General features: G+C 41.3%; 16 protein-coding genes. 7 read left to right on the forward strand and 9 right to left on the reverse strand.

The window, feature by feature from the left end; all coding sequences use genetic code 11:
• The first annotated feature begins 3 nt into the window (after positions 1 to 3).
• The 4 genes from DRF63_RS02110 to upp all read left to right on the forward strand — a co-directional run bounded on the left by DRF63_RS02110 (position 4) and on the right by upp (position 3676).
• Positions 4 to 627 (forward strand): sigma-E factor negative regulatory protein, encoded by a 624-nt coding sequence (locus DRF63_RS02110; RefSeq protein WP_005596414.1) that lies wholly within the window; start codon positions 4 to 6, stop codon positions 625 to 627.
• A 224-nt stretch (positions 628 to 851) separates the two neighbouring features.
• Positions 852 to 1280 (forward strand): SoxR reducing system RseC family protein, encoded by a 429-nt coding sequence (locus DRF63_RS02115; RefSeq protein WP_005596416.1) that lies wholly within the window; start codon positions 852 to 854, stop codon positions 1278 to 1280.
• An 11-nt stretch (positions 1281 to 1291) separates the two neighbouring features.
• The gene (gene fadD, locus DRF63_RS02120; protein WP_005596418.1) at positions 1292 to 2983 is read left to right on the forward strand and encodes a long-chain-fatty-acid--CoA ligase FadD; all 1692 of its coding nucleotides are present in this window, start codon (positions 1292 to 1294) and stop codon (positions 2981 to 2983) included.
• Positions 2984 to 3049: 66 nt separating this feature from the next.
• Entirely contained in the window at positions 3050 to 3676 is a 627-nt protein-coding gene (gene upp / locus DRF63_RS02125) for a uracil phosphoribosyltransferase (RefSeq protein ID WP_005596420.1), read from the forward strand.
• A gap of 106 nt (positions 3677 to 3782) precedes the next feature.
• Here upp and rsmA read toward each other — a convergent pair whose 3' ends face one another.
• From rsmA to DRF63_RS02150, 5 genes are all read right to left on the reverse strand, one after another.
• The gene (gene rsmA / locus DRF63_RS02130) at positions 3783 to 4652 is read right to left on the reverse strand and encodes a 16S rRNA (adenine(1518)-N(6)/adenine(1519)-N(6))-dimethyltransferase RsmA (protein WP_005596422.1); all 870 of its coding nucleotides are present in this window, start codon (positions 4650 to 4652) and stop codon (positions 3783 to 3785) included.
• 65 nt (positions 4653 to 4717) lie between these two features.
• Entirely contained in the window at positions 4718 to 5668 is a 951-nt protein-coding gene (locus DRF63_RS02135) for a peptidylprolyl isomerase (RefSeq protein WP_005596425.1), read from the reverse strand.
• Positions 5669 to 5748: 80 nt separating this feature from the next.
• The gene (gene pyrR, locus DRF63_RS02140) at positions 5749 to 6288 is read right to left on the reverse strand and encodes a bifunctional pyr operon transcriptional regulator/uracil phosphoribosyltransferase PyrR (RefSeq protein ID WP_005596427.1); all 540 of its coding nucleotides are present in this window, start codon (positions 6286 to 6288) and stop codon (positions 5749 to 5751) included.
• Positions 6289 to 6303: 15 nt separating this feature from the next.
• The gene (hldE, locus tag DRF63_RS02145) at positions 6304 to 7731 is read right to left on the reverse strand and encodes a bifunctional D-glycero-beta-D-manno-heptose-7-phosphate kinase/D-glycero-beta-D-manno-heptose 1-phosphate adenylyltransferase HldE (protein ID WP_005596429.1); all 1428 of its coding nucleotides are present in this window, start codon (positions 7729 to 7731) and stop codon (positions 6304 to 6306) included.
• 95 nt (positions 7732 to 7826) lie between these two features.
• Positions 7827 to 8156, reverse strand: coding sequence for a helix-turn-helix domain-containing protein (locus tag DRF63_RS02150; protein ID WP_005596431.1), 330 nt, complete (start codon positions 8154 to 8156; stop codon positions 7827 to 7829).
• Positions 8157 to 8235: 79 nt separating this feature from the next.
• Between DRF63_RS02150 and DRF63_RS11200 the strand changes: the two genes are divergently transcribed.
• Positions 8236 to 8478, forward strand: a complete 243-nt coding sequence (locus DRF63_RS11200; RefSeq protein WP_233432341.1) for a hypothetical protein — start codon at positions 8236 to 8238, stop codon at positions 8476 to 8478.
• Between the two features lie 213 nt (positions 8479 to 8691).
• Here DRF63_RS11200 and der read toward each other — a convergent pair whose 3' ends face one another.
• Positions 8692 to 10212 (reverse strand): ribosome biogenesis GTPase Der, encoded by a 1521-nt coding sequence (der, locus tag DRF63_RS02160; RefSeq protein WP_005596433.1) that lies wholly within the window; start codon positions 10210 to 10212, stop codon positions 8692 to 8694.
• 157 nt (positions 10213 to 10369) lie between these two features.
• Positions 10370 to 11680: a glutamyl-tRNA reductase gene (gene hemA / locus DRF63_RS02165; RefSeq protein ID WP_005596438.1), complete on the reverse strand. Its 1311-nt coding sequence runs from the start codon at positions 11678 to 11680 to the stop codon at positions 10370 to 10372.
• Positions 11681 to 11957: 277 nt separating this feature from the next.
• Between hemA and relA the strand changes: the two genes are divergently transcribed.
• Both relA and ispC read left to right on the forward strand, forming a co-directional pair.
• Positions 11958 to 14165 carry a GTP diphosphokinase gene (gene relA, locus DRF63_RS02170; RefSeq protein ID WP_005596441.1) on the forward strand — a complete coding sequence of 736 codons (2208 nt, stop codon included), beginning with the start codon at positions 11958 to 11960 and terminating at the stop codon, positions 14163 to 14165.
• Positions 14166 to 14238: 73 nt separating this feature from the next.
• Positions 14239 to 15429, forward strand: a complete 1191-nt coding sequence (gene ispC / locus DRF63_RS02175; RefSeq protein WP_043991754.1) for a 1-deoxy-D-xylulose-5-phosphate reductoisomerase — start codon at positions 14239 to 14241, stop codon at positions 15427 to 15429.
• A gap of 59 nt (positions 15430 to 15488) precedes the next feature.
• Here ispC and lpxA read toward each other — a convergent pair whose 3' ends face one another.
• Positions 15489 to 16283, reverse strand: coding sequence for an acyl-ACP--UDP-N-acetylglucosamine O-acyltransferase (lpxA, locus tag DRF63_RS02180; RefSeq protein WP_005596444.1), 795 nt, complete (start codon positions 16281 to 16283; stop codon positions 15489 to 15491).
• Positions 16284 to 16310: 27 nt separating this feature from the next.
• Positions 16311 to 16775, reverse strand: coding sequence for a 3-hydroxyacyl-ACP dehydratase FabZ (gene fabZ, locus DRF63_RS02185; RefSeq protein ID WP_005596447.1), 465 nt, complete (start codon positions 16773 to 16775; stop codon positions 16311 to 16313).
• Positions 16776 to 16840: the final 65 nt, after the last annotated feature.

Below are 16840 nucleotides of genomic sequence, written 5' to 3' on the forward strand. Positions count from 1 at the left end.
ATTATGCAACAAAATGAAACCCTTTCCGCTTTTATGGACGGGAAAAAAGTTGATGATGCGTTCATCGACGGGTTATGCGAAAGTCCCGAATTAAAGCAAAAATGGGCAAGATACCATGCCGTAAGTAGTGTTTTGCACGGTGATGAGATTATTCTTGGTCGTGATTTTTCAGCAAAAATGGAAGCGTTACTGGAAAATGAAGAAATCGAATCTCAGCCGTCCGTTCAGGAAACTACGACTGCTCCTCAGGGTAAATTAATCAAATTAAAACGCTGGAGTATGCCGCTTATGCAAGCGGGTATCGCCGCATCGGTGTGCTTGGTTGCGGTGCTCGGCGTAAATATGATGAATGAGAAAAACGAACTTGCACAAGCGAGCCAACCCGTATTACAGACACAGCCGTTTAGCGATTCGGTTCAACCGGTAAGCTATAATGCACCGAGCAAAGATGTCGCGACTCTCGATAAATTAGAAAGTCAGCAACACAAAATCAATGCGTTATTACAAGCTCAACAGTTACAAAGTAAACTGGATGTCGAAGCGATGAATACGTCTAAAGAGAAAGAACAAAAAGAAAAGGCTCAAACATCATCGACCGATAAAAAATCAGAGTTAGAAAAGAATTAACGAGCTTATAAAATAGTCGAATGAATTTGTTGTTGTAATAAATTAAATCTACTAACGAAGAAAGCGGTAAGATTTAGCGAATTTTTTGAGAAAATTTGCTACAATCTTACCGCTTTTTTTATTTTTCTTCATATACGACCAGTTTAATATGGTTTGCAAAAGGAAAATACGGATTGCTTATTTTTGAGTAATCATAAAGCGTTCAATGATATGAGGAAAATATAATGATGATTGAAACGGCTACCGTTGTGGACTACCAATCCGGTATCGCAACGGTACAATGTAGTGCAAAAAGTGCTTGTGGAGGTTGCGCCGCCCGTAATAGTTGCGGTACGAAATCTTTATCGGCGCTTACCGGAGAAAAGTTTGCACCTCAATTCAAATTATCCGTAGATATGCCTTTGACAGTCGGAGATAAAGTACAAATCGGTTTGCCCGAACAAACTTTATTACTGAGTGTATTTTTAATTTATTGTGTTCCATTGTTTGTGTTAGTTCTCTCTGCGGTCATTTTTTCTCAACTGTTTGCGAATGAGTTATTCGTCGCATTGTTTATGTTGATAAGTGTAAGTATGACTTTTTGGAACATCAGAAGAATAATGTATAAAAAACGGGAAAGTGAGTTCACACCTGTATTTTTGAGACGACTTTAATAGGAGACAGTATGGAAAAAATTTGGTTACAAAATTATCCTGAAGGCTCACCGAAAACGATAAACGTTACACCTTACGACTCATTATTGGAAATGTTTGAATCCGCCGTGCGCAAGCATCCCGATATTCCCGCTTATATTAATATGGGAAAAGTGCTTACCTTCCGTAAATTGGAAGAAAGAAGCCGTGCATTCGCCGCTTATTTGCAGAACGAACTTCGTTTGGAAAAAGGTGATCGAATCGCATTGATGATGCCGAATTTATTACAATATCCGATTGCATTGTTTGGGGCGCTACGTGCCGGTTTAGTGGTGGTGAACGTCAATCCGCTTTATACGCCCAGAGAATTGGAGCATCAGTTAAATGACAGCGGTGCCAAAGCTATCGTTGTCGTTTCCAATTTTGCCGCAACACTTGAAAAGATCGTATTTGAGACGAATGTAAAACATGTTATTTTGACCCGAATGGGGGATCAACTTTCATTCGGTAAACGTACATTAGTCAATTTTGTGGTGAAGTACGTTAAAAAGCTCGTTCCTAAATATAAATTACCTCATGCGGTAAGTTTCCGTGAAGCGTTAAGTATCGGTAAGCAACGTCAGTATGTGAAACCTTCTTTATATAGAGAGGATCTGGCTTTTTTACAATATACCGGCGGTACGACCGGTGTGGCTAAAGGCGCAATGTTATCGCACGGCAATTTAGTTGCAAACTTAATGCAAGCCAAATGGGTTGCGGAGCCATTATTACGAAATAGTAGAGAATGCATAGCGGTTATTCCTTTACCGTTATATCACGTTTTTGCATTATCCGTTAATTGCCTGCTTTTTATTGAACTGGGTATAACCGGTTTGTTAATTACCAACCCTCGCGATATTCCGAGCTTTGTTAAGGAATTAAAAAAATATAAAGTCGTTGCTTTAACCGGGGTAAATACATTATTTAATGCGTTATTGAATAATGAGCAATTTAAAGAAATTGATTTTTCGCATCTTAAACTTAGCGTCGGCGGCGGCGCATCCATTCAATCCGCGGTAGCGAAGCGTTGGCATGATGCGACCGATTGCCATATTATCGAAGGTTACGGTATGACGGAATGTTCTCCATTGATTGCCGCAACACGCAGTGATTCGGTCGAGCATACCGGATCTATCGGCGTACCGGTTCCTAATACGGATATTCGTATTGTAGATGATGAGGGGAACGATGTGCCGATTGGCGAGCGAGGAGAACTTTGGGTCAAAGGCCCTCAAGTTATGCAGGGTTATTGGCAACGTCCGCAAGATACTGCAGACGTTCTGAAAGACGGTTGGATGGCAACCGGCGATATCGTTGTGATGGGAGAAGATCTTAATTTACGTATTGTCGATCGTAAAAAAGATATGATCATTGTTTCCGGTTTTAATGTGTATCCGAATGAAATTGAAGAGGTTGTTGCACATAATCCGAAAGTAAACGAAATCGTCGCAATCGGTATTCCGAGTAAATCGTCAGGCGAAGCGATTAAAATTTTCGTTACCAAGAAAGATGAAAGCCTTACAAGGGAAGAGCTGAGAACTTATTGCCGTCAATATTTGACCGGTTATAAAATTCCTCGAGAAATAGAGTTTCGTGACGAATTGCCGAAAAGTAATGTAGGTAAGATTCTTCGTAGAGTATTAAGAGATGAAGAATTGGCGAAAATTAAAGAACAACAGAATTAATCGGTTTATATTGGAATCGTATTCGTTTCTTATTTAAAACAATATAAAAATGCTTAGGAGTAATATATGAAAATTGTAGAAGTAAAACATCCTCTGGTTAAACATAAACTTGGCTTAATGCGTGCCGCCGATATTAATACCAAAGATTTTCGTGCGTTAGCGACAGAAGTCGGTAGCTTATTAACCTACGAAGCGACAACCGATTTAGAAACGGAAGCGATTGAAATTGACGGTTGGTGCGGTAAAGTGGAAGTTGAACGTATTAAAGGTAAAAAAGTAACGGTCGTACCTATTTTACGTGCGGGTTTAGGGATGATGGACGGCGTGTTGGAGCATATTCCGAGTGCGCGTATCAGTGTCGTCGGTATTTATCGTAATGAAGAAACGTTAGAACCGGTTCCATATTTCACGAAATTAGCCAATGATGTAGAAGAGCGTTTAGCGATTATCGTTGATCCGATGTTAGCAACGGGCGGTTCAATGATTGCAACAATCGATCTTTTGAAAAAAGCCGGTTGTAAGCAAATTAAAGTACTGGTACTTGTCGCTGCGCCTGAAGGTATTAAAGCATTAGAGGCTGCGCATCCGGACGTAGAGTTATACACCGCTTCAATTGACAGCCATTTAAATGAGCACGGCTATATCGTGCCGGGCTTAGGCGATGCCGGTGATAAGATTTTCGGTACGAAATAATTGCTAATAAAAACAAAAAACCTAAGAGAATCTCTTAGGTTTTTTTATATCTATGACTAAGCGGTGGAATTTGCAAAATTTTTTACAAATTTAACCGCTTGTCAGATTAGATATCTTCGTCAATGATTTCTTCTTGGTTATCCACTGCCGGCGGATTGTCATATAACCAGTTGGCTAAACGGGCATAGTCCGCAATACTTAAGTTTTCCGCACGTGCATTTAGGTCGATATTCAACGCTTCTAATTGCTCGGGGCTAAATAGCGTTGAGAGTGCGTTACGCAAGGTTTTACGACGCTGGTTGAAGGCTTGTGTAGTTACACGGTTTAACCAATATACGTCTTTTACCGGATGCGGTAATACTTTATGCGGCATTAAACGTACCACGGCGGAATCTACCTTAGGTGCCGGTTTAAATGCGGTCGGCGGCACTTCTAACACAGGCATTACTTGACAATAATATTGCGCCATAATAGTTAAACGACCGTACGCTTTACTATTCGGTGCGGCACATAGACGTTTTACCACCTCTTTTTGCAACATAAAATGCATATCTTGAATCAAATCGTGGAATTTGAATAAGTGGAACATCAACGGCGTTGAGATGTTATACGGCAAGTTACCGAATACACGAACCCCTTCACCTTCTCTTAGCTCGAGACTTTCAAAATATTCACGGAAATTAAAACGTAACGCATCTTGTTCGATAATGGTTAATTTATGATTTAAGAACGGGTGATGACGTAAACGCTCGGCGAGATCTCTGTCCAGCTCAACCACCGTGAGTTTATCCACTTGCTCGGCGACCGGTTCGGTTAATGCGCCTAAACCCGGACCGATCTCAAGTAAAAACTGACCGTTTTTGGGATTGATGGCAGATACGATATTATGAATAACATTCATATCGTGTAAAAAGTTTTGACCGAAACGCTTACGGGCGGTATGACCTAAATGTTTTTTTGAATTTTGATTACTCATTGTTATCCTTTTAAAATAAGCAAAGAACCCCGCAAATAGCGAGGTTCTCAGATAAATCGTTATGTTTATTTACCAACGTACTGAACGTTAGCGGTTTTTCTCAATGCTTTTACCCAGTCTTTTGCCGCTTCTTGCGCTTGTTTGTCCACTAATTGCTCGTAAGCACGTTGGTTATAAGCGTCTTCTGTACGGTCGCCTTGTTGTGTACCGGTTACCTTAAGAATATGCCAACCGAATTGAGATTTAAACGGTGCGGTAATTTGCTCTTGTTTTGCCGTGCTTGCGGCTTTTGCAAATGCAGGATCATAAATATCTAAGAAATTATAACCTAAATCACCACCGTCCGCAGCCGAAAGATAATCGACCGAATTCGCTTTCGCCGCTTCTTCAAAAGTGGTTTTACCCGCTTTAATATCCGCAACAATTTGAGCTAATTTCGCTTTTGCCTGAATATCATTTAACACTGGTGTCGTTTTAATTAAAATATGACTGACTCGATGTTGAACTCCGGTCACATTTTTCAATTTGCCGTTTGCTTTATCTTTTTCGAGTAATTCTTTTGCATAAGCGTGAACGTCTTTCGGATCAACTTGAATTGATTTACCGATACTGATATGACGTACTTGTTCCATTGCCATTTGTTGTGCGATTTGCTGACGGTATTGCTCTAACGTAATACCTTGATAATCCAACGCATCGAGTAACTGACCGTAAGTAATACCGTTACGTGCGGCGATATCTTCAATCACTTGATCCACTTTGGCGTAATTAACTTTTACGCCCGCTTCTTTGACCGCTTTTTGTACTAAAAGATCATCAATAATTTGTTCTAACGCGGCTTTGTGATTTGCTTCGGAATTTGCTTTTTTACCTAAAGCGCGCTGAACTTGGCTTTCCATTACCGGTACGCCATCGACAAGTGCTACGACACGTTCTTCAATGGCAATTGCCGTTTGAGAAATACCGATTGCAGTAACCAATGCGACTAATAATGATTTTGCAGAGATTAATTTCATTTATTATTTCCTACTAAAGGTTAAAGATAAGCCCCGATATAATTAGAGCTATTTTTCTAAAAAAGGTTCCTAGTATTTATTCACTCGTCTTTCGCTCGAATAAGCACCACTTGATTCATTCCGTCGTAAAATTGCGTTCGCACTTGTACTTGTTCCGTTCTTGCGGTCGGAATATTTTTTCCGACATAATCGGCTCGGATTGGTAACTCGCGATGCCCTCTATCGACCAGAATGACCAGTTCTATACGTGTTGCCCGTCCAAAATCAAGTAATGCATCAAGTGCCGCTCGAATCGTACGTCCGGTAAATAATACGTCATCGATCAGAATAACATTTTTTCCGGTAATATCAATTTGAGATTCCACTCCGGTATAAGCGGGGTCTTGATGATCTAAATGAAGATCATCCCGATAAAATGTAATATCTAAAGCCATTAACGGCAATTCGGTTTGAGCAAGTTCGGCAATCCTGCTTTGTAACATTTCGGCAATTTCAGCGCCGCGACGTTTTATCCCGACTAACACCAAATTATCTAAGGAAGAATGTTTTTCGATAATTTGGTGAGAAATCCGAGAAATCGTACGCTGAAACTGCTCGGCATCAATAATAATTTTTTCCATTAGTGGATAGAAAGCCTATTTTGACGCCTGAATTTTCTTGATTACGTTTGTCGTTGAACAACCGTTTTCAAAATTTAACACTTTAACTTCGCCGCCGTTTGCCCAAACTTCTTGGCTGCCGGCAATTTCTTCAGGCTTATAATCGCCACCTTTGACTAATAAGTTAGGTAAGATTTCACCGATAAGACGTTGCGGCGTATCTTCTGCAAAAGGCACGACCCAATCCACCGAGGCTAAACCGGCAAGTACCGCCATTCGAGCATTTAAATCGTTAATCGGGCGAGATTCGCCTTTTAAGCGTTTCACCGATTCATCGGTATTTACCGCAACGATTAGACGATCGCCTAATTTACGTGCATTTTCTAAGTAAGAAACGTGACCAGGGTGCAGAATATCAAAACAGCCGTTGGTCATCACAATTTTTTCGCCACGTTGCTTTGCTTGTTCTACCGCACGTTTTAATTCGTCTTCCGCTAAAATCCCGAAACCGGTTTCTTCACGATGATGAATCGCATTTTCTAACTCGGTTGGTGTGACGGTTGAAGTACCTAATTTGCCTACAACCACACCTGCCGCCGCATTCGCTAAGTAACACGCTTCCTCATAAGGGCGACCGTCGGCAATCGCAGTCGCAAGTACACTGATTACCGTATCACCGGCACCGGTTACGTCATAAACCTCTTTCGCTTGGGTCGGTAAGTGGAACGGTGCTTGGTTCGGACGTAATAACGTCATACCTTTTTCCGAACGAGTCACTAATAATGCGGTTAATTCAAAATCGGCAATCAGTTTTAAGCCTTTCTCGACGATTTCATCGTCATCTTTACAGTGGCCGACTACCGCTTCGAATTCCGACATATTCGGTGTTAAGAGAGTTGCACCGCGGTAACGTTCAAAATCGGTACCTTTCGGGTCAATGAGTGTCGGTACGCCGGCTTTGCGTGCCACTTGAATCATTTGCTGTACAGATTCAAGCGTACCTTTGCCGTAATCCGATAAAATTAATGCACCGTAAGCGGTAATTTCTTGTTCAAGTTTTGCAAGCAGAGAATCGCTTGCGACATGATGAAAGCCTTCTTCGAAATCTAAACGTAATAATTGTTGATGACGTGACAGAATACGTAATTTGGTGATAGTCGGGTGTGAATCCAATGCAACACAATGGTTTTGGATATTATGTGAATTAAGTAATTTATCTAAAGCACGACCGGCATCATCTTGCCCGATTAAACCGTGAAGGGCGACCGGTACACTAAGGCTGGCAATGTTCATTGCCACATTCGCTGCACCACCGGCACGTTCTTCAATACCTTGTACTTTTACCACCGGTACAGGTGCTTCCGGAGAAATACGGTTGGTGGCACCAAACCAGTAACGGTCTAACATTACATCGCCAAGTACCAATACTTTAGCATTATTAAATTTAGAAGAATATTGTATCATTGTGTTAGTTATTATCCATACAAAAAGTGTAGTAAGATCATACCTGAAATAGCTAGACTACTTCAATAAATTTTATTATCGAAAGCTAATTGCAGTCATTGTTTATTGAATTTTTCTCGAATTTCTCGCAGCACTAGCTCAGGATCTAAATCAAGACCTTCACAATAAGTTATGAATTCAAAAATATCTAAGCGACGATCACCTGTTTCGACTTTTCCTATGAATGAATAAAGCACGCCCATTTTTTCACCTAATGCACGTTGTGTTAGCCCTAGCTCTTGACGGCGTCTGAGAAATAAATTCCGTAACCATTGGTGTTCGGGCGAATGGATTGATAAACGTAGATTTTTCATTGCACCGATTTTAGGTGCAGTTGGTATTGAACCTGTTTTAGGTTCAATATATACTTCAACCGAACCTAACATAGGTTTAATGGATCCAATATTGGTTGAGTTAAATTATTCAAAATTGGAAATCAAATAGTATTAATATAGGAATTCAAAAATGAAAAAACTTATTGCAACGCTAATAGCTACAATTTTAATTGGATGTGCATCTAAACCTACATACAACCAATTAGCTATGAAATTGCATATGGGAATGTCGAAACAGGATACGATTAATTTATTAGGAGAACCTAAAAAAGTTTCGGCTAGAAATACAGATAAAGGTGCTGTGGAGGTGCTAAATTACTGGGGTCTATCTGTTATAGGGTTTACTCCCGTTGATAATCAGATGTTATCTTAGGATAGACTATCCGTTACACTATTAAATGGTAGAGTAATTGAATGGGGAGATAAATTAGATCCCTCAGAGATGATGGAAAAAACACAAGAAACCATGCGAGAAGTAATGAAAAATCCACAAACTGTCATATTAAAATAAAAAGCATCAATAAAATAATAAGGCTAAGAAAACGATGTTTAATCTTAGCCTTACCTTTATTTCCTTACAAAGTAATTATTTCTTACTTTTTTTAATAAATTTCATCAAACGTTTACGTTTACGTAATTGGTTCGGTGTCAGTTTATTTTTCTTACCGGCAAACGGGTTATTACCTTCTTGGAACTGAATACGGATCGGAGAACCGATAATTTTCAAGCTCTTACGGAAGTAATTACTTAAATAACGTTTATAAGAATCCGCTAATTTTTCGACTTGGTTACCGTGAATCACGATAATCGGCGGATTATAACCGCCCGGGTGAGCGTATTTTAATTTCACACGGCGACCGTTTACTAACGGCGGCTGATGCTCATCCGCTGCCATACGTAAAATACGCGTCAGCATCGAAGTTGATGTTTTCTGTGTCGCACACGCATAGGCTTCTTTAACAGAATCAAATAAGTTACCCACGCCCGAGCCGTGTAATGCGGAAATAAAATGTACACGCGCGAAATCAATAAAGTCTAAACGGCGATCTAATTCGGATTTCACTTGATCTTTAATATCTTGTGATAAGCCGTCCCATTTATTCACTACGATAACCAATGAGCGACCGGCATTCAGAATAAAGCCGAGTAGAGATAAATCTTGATCAGAAATCCCTTCACGCGCATCAATAGTGAGTAATACTACGTTCGCATCTTGAATCGCTTGTAGGGTTTTAATTACAGAGAATTTTTCTACTGCTAAATTGACCTTACCACGTTTACGTACACCGGCGGTATCAATAATCGTATATTGCTGACCGTCACGCTCCATCGGAATATAGATAGAATCACGTGTCGTCCCCGGCATATCGTAAACCACTACACGATCTTCACCGAGAATACGGTTGGTTAAGGTTGATTTACCTACATTCGGACGACCGACGATGGCAATCTTGATATTTTTATCTTCAATAGACTCTTCGGTTTCTTCTTCAAGTGCTTCATCAAGTAATGCGGTATCATCTTCATTTTCGAAGTCAAAGTCAGTATCCCATTCGTCTGCTTCTTCATTTGCAGAATTTTCTTCGTTTTCGACCGCTTGATCCGCATTTAATTGTTCGCCTAACGGGGCTAATACTTGATCGATAAGTTGTGTCACGCCACGACCTTGTGCCGCTGCTATCTGTTCGACTTCGCCTAAACCTAATTGATAAAATTCCGCACAATGTGAATCCGCATCGATACCGTCCGTTTTGTTGGCGACCACAACGGTGGTTTTTTCACGCTGACGTAAATATTGAGCGATACCGATATCGGCAGGTACTAAACCGGCACGTGCATCCACTAAGAAAAGCACGACATCCGCTTCTTCAATCGCCAGTAGCGATTGTTCCGCCATTTTTTCTTCTACGCCTTCTTCCGTACCGTCGATCCCGCCGGTGTCAATCACGATAAAATCATAGCCGGCAATATTCGCATGACCGTATTTACGGTCACGGGTAAGTCCCGGAAAGTCCGCTACCAACGCATCGCGCGTGCGGGTTAAGCGGTTAAATAAAGTGGATTTACCCACATTCGGTCTGCCGACAAGGGCAACAACTGGAGTCATTCTTATTCTGTCCTTCTAAAAATTCTGTCTTTGCGAGTCGCAAAATTCTCATATTATATACTAAAAGCGTTGAGAACGGAAAAAGGATCAAAAAAAGCGGTCGATTTTCTGCAAAATTTTACCGAAAATCGACCGCTTGTTTATTGAGTTTTTTGGATTATTGTTCTTCTAATTTTAAGGCTTTAGAAAAACTCTGAAGTCCTTGAGAATTTCCGCTCTTCGCCATAGCCTGTAACGCTTGGGTCGGCACGTGTAATAAGCTGTTGGTCAGTTTATAACTTAGCTCGTTAAGGACTTTTTCACTATCTTGTCCACTGGTTAAGGCAACTAATGCTTTCGCTAATAGCTCTTGACGAGTTTGCTCGGCATCTTGGCGATAACGTTTAATCAAATCGCTGGATTGCTGTTGTTTCAGCCATTCAAAGAACGCTTTACATTCTTCATCCACAATTTGTGCCGCTTGTTCTGCAGCTTGTTCTCGTTGCGCCATATTACGTTGAATGATATGTTGTAAATCATCTACGCTGTAAGAATATACCGCATCCAATTCGCCGGCATTTTCGTCAATATCGCGAGGAACGGCAATATCAATCAATAACATCGGATCAAACTGGCGTTGTTTCTGTGCGATTTCCACCATTTCTTTGCTAATCAGCATATCCGGACTGCCGGTAGAACTGATAACGATATCCGCTTGGTTTAAACCGATTTGCAATGCGCTTAATGATAAAATTTGCATCGGCGTGTTTAAACGCTCCGCTAACGTTTCCGCACGTTGCGGCGTACGGTTGGCGATCATAATGTTTTTCGCGCCGTGCTGAATTAAATAACGCGCGACTAATTCGATGGTTTCGCCGGCACCGACCAACAAGAAACGCAATTTACCGAAATTATCGAAAATCTGGCGTGCCAAACCGCAAGCGGCATAAGCGACCGATACCGCACTTGAACCGATTTCCGTTTCGGAACGCACACGTTTTGCCGTCGAAAAGGTACGTTGGAACAGACGGGATAATTTAGTAGAAATATGGCTGTTCTGCGATTGGTAAAAATTCTCGCTATATTGATAAGCTTGTTTTACCTGGCCTAGAATTTGCGGCTCGCCCAAGATAAGCGAATCTAAACCGCACGCTACTCGCATTAAATGACGAGCGGCTTCCATATTTTGTTTGAAATAAATACATTCGCGTAGTTCATTATGTTCAAGTTGATGAATTTCGGCAAACCATTCAAAACATTGTTCACGCCATGCGATGTTATCTTCATGTTCTTCTCGCGGCGTAATTTCCGCATTATGAAAATAAAGCTCTGTTCGGTTACACGTTGAAAGAATGACAACGCTTTCAGCAAGTGCGCGGTGTTGAATTTGCTCAAAAGCAAGCTGACGTTTTTGATCATCAAACGCCACCTTACTTCGCAAATTTACCGAGGCCGTTTTATGGTTAATACCAAGTGCTAAAATCGTCATTTACATCCCACGCTAAAAACAAAAAACGGCAAAATGCCGTTGAAACCGACCTATTCTAACGAATAGAATCGGCTCTCGCAAATAATTGTAGAGATTGGTTTGATTTATCACAACGGATATACCTCAAATAAGGTATCTGAAGGTATATTCCCGTTTCTCTTTAGAAAAGAAAAGTGACTAAATAAGCAAGCATTTTATAAAAATACCAGTATAATGCTATTCATCTTTTCGACTGACAAGCGGTTAAATATTCACAATATTTTGCAAAGGAGGAATTATGGTAGCAATTCGTCGCTCACACGAGCTTGATCCGAGTACTTTTGAGTTAGCGAGTTGGAGTGCCGCTTTGCAAATGTCACCGATAACCTTTGAAGAGTTACAAATCGCGTGGCGTTACGCCCATGAAAAATTGGATACCGATACTTATCACCTTATGTGGGATGGGATTGAAATGGTGGAAATTTTACACGGGCTGAATATGGATGATGACTCGCTTGTCGCCGCCTTACTTTTCCCTCTCGTAAAAAATCACATTATCGATCTCGCCCAAGTCAAGGAAGACTTTGGTAATCAAGTCAAAAACTTAGTAAAAGGTGTGATTGAAATGGACAATATTCGCCAACTGAGTGCGAATAGCGTATCCGATCTGCAAATCGATAATATTCGTCGTATGTTACTGGCGATGGTCGATGATTTCCGTTGCGTGGTCATTAAGTTGGCGGAACGTATCGTCTATTTGCGGGGAAAATATCGTCATACCGAAGAAGATCTCGTGTTGGCGGCGAAAGAATGTTCGCATATTTATGCACCGCTCGCCAATCGTTTAGGTATCGGACAGTTGAAGTGGGAATTGGAAGATTATTGCTTCCGAGCGTTACATCCGCAATGTTACCGAGTAATCGCCTTGCAACTCGGCGAACGCCGTTTGGAACGCGAGAGTTATATCGCAAAATTCGTGGCGGATTTGACCGCTTGTCTAAGCGAACAAATCGGCGATTTGGAAGTTTACGGTCGCCCGAAACATATCTACAGTATTTGGAAAAAAATGCAGAAGAAAAGTCTGCGTTTTGAACAATTGTTCGATATTCGAGCGGTGCGTGTTATCGTACCGAATTTGGAAGATTGTTATACCGCATTAGGGATTATTCATACCCAATATAAACACTTACCTGAACATTTTGACGACTATATAGCTAATCCTAAACCAAACGGTTATCAATCCATTCATACCGTTGTCTTGGGCGAGGATGAACGAACCATAGAAGTGCAAATTCGTACTCGAGCGATGCACGAAAATGCGGAATTAGGTGTCGCAGCGCATTGGAAATATAAAGAGGGCGCAACCGCAGGTCGTTCCGGTTATGAAGAAAAGATCGTATGGTTACGTAAATTATTAGCGTGGCAAAACGATATTGCCGATTCCGGTGAGATTATGGCGGCGGAAATGCGTTCGCAAGTATTTGACGATCGCGTTTATGTGTTTACGCCGAAAGGGGAAGTAATTGACTTGCCTAAAAATGCGACGCCGCTTGATTTTGCTTATGCGATTCATAGCGAGGTGGGGCATCGTTGTATCGGTGCAAAAGTCGCCGGACGTATCGTGCCGTTTACTTATTTATTGCAAATGGGTGATCAAGTCGAAATTATTACCCAGAAAAATCCGAATCCGAGTCGAGATTGGTTAAATCCGAATGCCGGCTTTGTCAATACGTCTAAAGCACGAGCAAAAATTATCGCTTGGTTTAAAAAACTGGATCGAGAAAAAAATATTCCGCTCGGTAAGGAAGCGTTGGAAGCGGAGATGGCTCGCTTCGGCTTTACTTATAAACAAATTGAGCAGTATGCACTGCCTCGTTATAACTTAAAACAATTCGATGATTTGTATGCCGGTATCGGCGGCGGCGATATTCGTTTAAATCAATTAAGCCATTATTTACAAAGTAAATTAATTAAACCGACCGCAGAACAAGAAGACGAAGCGGTATTAAAACAAGTTAATAAAAACGCAAATAATCAACAACATAAGGGCAAAAACGGACAGATCATCATTGACGGTGTCGGTAATTTGATGCATACCATCGCACGTTGCTGTCAGCCGATTCCGGGTGACGAGATTGTCGGTTATATTACCCAAGGGCGTGGGATTTCGATTCATCGAGCCGATTGCGAACAGTTGTTTGACCTACGCAGTGCGAATCCGGAGAGGGTAGTAAATGCACAATGGGGAACGCATTATGCAAACGGCTTTAGTTTGGCGATTCGAGTGACCGCCAATGACCGCAACGGTTTATTACGTGATGTGAGTGCGGTGATGGCGAATGAAAAAGTGAATGTATTAAGCGTATCGAGCCGTATTGATGCGAAACGCAGTTTGGCAATTATGGATATGAGCATTGAACTTAATAATATCGAAATGCTCGGCAAGCTCTTAGCGCGTATTGCGCAGCTGAACGATGTTATTGAAGCGAAACGTTTATCAAATTAAGTGACAAGCGGTCGAATTTGTAAAAAAAATCACAAAAAAGACCGCTTGTTTTTTTGAGTGATTAGGAATGGATATGAAAAAATTAGTCATTTTAGGTTCAACCGGTTCAATCGGTAAAAGTACCTTATCGGTGGTGGAACAGAACAAAACCGAATACGAAGTATTCGGTTTGGTCGGCGGTAAAAATGTTGAATTGATGGCGGCGCAATGCTTATTGTTTCAACCGAAATTTGCCGCATTAGATGATGAGAACGCTGCAAAAGCGTTGGAGGAACAGCTTAGACAATTGAATGTAAAAACCGAAGTATTAAGCGGTCAAAAAGCGATTTGTGAATTGAGCGCACATCCGGAAGTGGATATGGTGATGGCGGCGATTGTTGGGGCGGCAGGTTTGCTTCCAACCCTTTCAGCGGTTAAAGCGGGTAAAAAAGTCTTATTGGCAAATAAAGAATCGTTAGTTACTTGCGGACAAATTTTTATTGATGAAGCAAGAAAATCCGGTACGCAATTCTTACCGGTGGATAGTGAACATAATGCGATTTTCCAATCCCTACCGCCGGAAGCGCAACAAAAAGTCGGTTTTTGCCCGCTTGCCGAGTTAGGCGTGAGCAAAATTATTTTAACCGGTTCTGGTGGTCCTTTCCGTGTGAAACCGTTAGACGAATTTGCAGCGATTACACCGGCACAAGCGGTTGCTCACCCGAATTGGTCTATGGGTAAGAAAATCTCGGTCGATAGTGCCACGATGATGAATAAAGGCTTGGAATATATTGAAGCCCGTTGGTTATTCAATGCGTCGGCAGAGGAGATGGAAATTATCATTCATCCGCAATCGATTATTCATTCGATGGTGCGCTATATTGACGGTTCCGTTATTGCTCAGATGGGTAATCCGGATATGTGTACCCCGATTGCACATACGATGGCGTATCCGAAGCGCATTAATGCCGGCGTGGCTCCGTTAGATTTCTTCAAGTTGAAAGAATTAACCTTTATCGAACCGGACTTTGCTCGCTATCCGAATTTAAAATTGGCGATTGATGCGTTTGCGGAAGGTCAGTATGCGACAACCGCAATGAATGCGGCAAATGAAACGGCGGTTGAGGCTTTCTTAAACGAGCGTATTCGTTTTATTGATATTGTGAACGTGAATAGAACAGTGGTGGAAAATATTGCACCGGTTCAAGTGAAAGAAATCGCCGATGTGTTACATATAGATAAATTGGCACGAGAATTGGCGGAACAAGCGGTCATTAATTTATAAAAAAAGCGGTGTAATTTGTTAAAAACTTTGCAAATTACACCGCTTGTCTATTCGGCCGATTAGCGAATAATACCGCGAGTCGAGCGTTTAAAGAAATCTAGGAATAGCTGAACGGCAGGTTCGTTTACTGCAAATTGTTCGATTTCCGGAATTGCTTCTTCAATTGTCTTACCGCTACGATAAATTAATTTATACGCATTACGAATGGCGTGCATCGCTGGCTTATCAAAGCCGCGACGTTTTAAACCTTCCAAATTCACCCCGAACGGTTGAGCATGGTTTCCTTGTGCCATTACGTATGGCGGTACGTCTTGGCTAACCATTGAACCGCCGCCTAACATTACGTGTGAGCCGATAACGACGAATTGGTGGATCGCCGACATTCCGCCTACGATAACGAAATCGTCTAACGTAACATGACCGGCTAAAGTACCGTTATTGGCAATAATACAACGATTACCGATAGAGCAGTCGTGCGCAATATGAGTATTGATCATAAACAGGTTATCATTACCGATACGCGTAACACCGCCGCCTTGCACGGTTCCGCGGTGGATGGTAACGCTTTCACGAATACGGTTACGATTGCCGATAATCACTTTAGTCGGTTCGCCTTGATATTTTAAATCTTGGTTAATTTCCCCGATACTGGCGAATTGGAAAATTTGATTTTGTTCGCCGATTTCGGTATGACCGTTAATCACAACATGAGAGTGAATAACTGTTTTTGCACCGATTTTTACATTTTTGCCGATAACGGAAAACGGACCGATTTCGACGTGAGCGCCAATTTGCGCTCCTTCTTCAACGACGGCTAAAGGACTGATTTTTGCAGTTGAATCAATTAATCGCATAGTTTCTCCCGTGAGGTTGGAGTTTAATTATTTACGAGCGCACATTAAATCGGCTTCACACACTAATTTGCCGTCTACGAAAGCTTTTCCGGTAAATTTAGTGATACCACGCATTTCTTTTAAAAATTCAACTTCGAATGTAAGTTGGTCACCCGGCACGACCGGACGTTTAAAGCGAGCATTATCAATAGCCGCAAAATAATATAATTCGTCTTGCGCCATTTTTCCGTGTGTCGCGACCGCTAATACGCCGGTTGCTTGCGCCATCGCTTCTAAAATAAGTACGCCAGGGAAAATCGGACTTTCAGGGAAGTGACCGGTAAAACAAGGTTCGTTTACGGTCACGTTTTTAATTGCTTTCAGCCATTTGCCTTCTTCAAAATCAATAACACGATCTACAAGTAAGAAAGGATAGCGATGAGGTAACATTTTCATAATTTCCGTTACTTCAATAATTTTAGGTTCTCTATTTTCTTGTACTTCAATAGTCATTAATTCGGCCTCATAATAAAATGTATAAACTAAAATAAGGCTTACAGCGGTAAGCCCATAAAAAA

The organism is Actinobacillus pleuropneumoniae, assembly GCF_003290385.1.
GTDB lineage: Bacteria > Pseudomonadota > Gammaproteobacteria > Enterobacterales > Pasteurellaceae > Actinobacillus > Actinobacillus lignieresii.